Source organism: Devosia soli (assembly GCF_000970455.1).
In the GTDB taxonomy this organism is placed as follows: domain Bacteria; phylum Pseudomonadota; class Alphaproteobacteria; order Rhizobiales; family Devosiaceae; genus Devosia; species Devosia soli.
Map to the genome: position 1 here is coordinate 1 of NZ_LAJG01000040.1, position 495 is coordinate 495.

The following is a 495-nucleotide window of genomic DNA, read 5'->3' on the forward strand; positions in this document are numbered from 1 at the left end:
ATACATGTCACGTTCTCGATTTCCCCGGGCGTCGACGCCGTATCGATAGCGTCCTCGAACGAGGCCTGTCCGCCACCCTCCCCGATGAATGCCACCAGAAACTCACCGACGTTTAGCGCGCGGCGACGAAGGCGTGCCCCGCGTCATGGGTTGCCACGCGCCGGCGCACGGATTGACGCATTTTCGCTCCGCCTTTCTGGATCTGGTCGAGAACGTCCGAAATGCGCAATTCGCGACGCGCGCGGCGCGCCGCGCGCGTCGCGAATTGCGCATTTCGGACGTTCTCGACCAGATCCAGAAAGGCGGAGCGAAAATGCGTCAATCCGTGCGCCGGCGCGTGGCAACCCATGACGCGGGGCACGTCATCGTCGGACGCGCGCTAAACGTCGGTGAGTTTCTGGTGGCATTCATCGGGGAGGGTGGCGGACAGGCCTCGTTCGAGGACGCTATCGATACGGCGTCGACGCCCGGGGAAATCGAGAACGTGACATGTAT

Annotated in this window: 2 protein-coding genes; one reads left to right on the forward strand and one right to left on the reverse strand. The window is 63.2% G+C overall.

Annotation, left to right across the window (positions count from 1 at the left end; translation table 11 throughout):
* Nucleotides 1–112: 112 nt before the first annotated feature.
* Nucleotides 113–322 carry a hypothetical protein gene (locus VW35_RS21855; protein WP_152662636.1) on the reverse strand — a complete coding sequence of 70 codons (210 nt, stop codon included), beginning with the start codon at nucleotides 320–322 and terminating at the stop codon, nucleotides 113–115.
* Here VW35_RS21855 and VW35_RS21860 point away from each other — a divergent pair.
* On the forward strand, nucleotides 314–495 hold a 182-nt coding region (locus VW35_RS21860), incomplete at its 3' end, for a hypothetical protein (protein ID WP_152662637.1). The two genes, VW35_RS21855 and VW35_RS21860, sit on opposite strands and share 9 nt — an antisense overlap.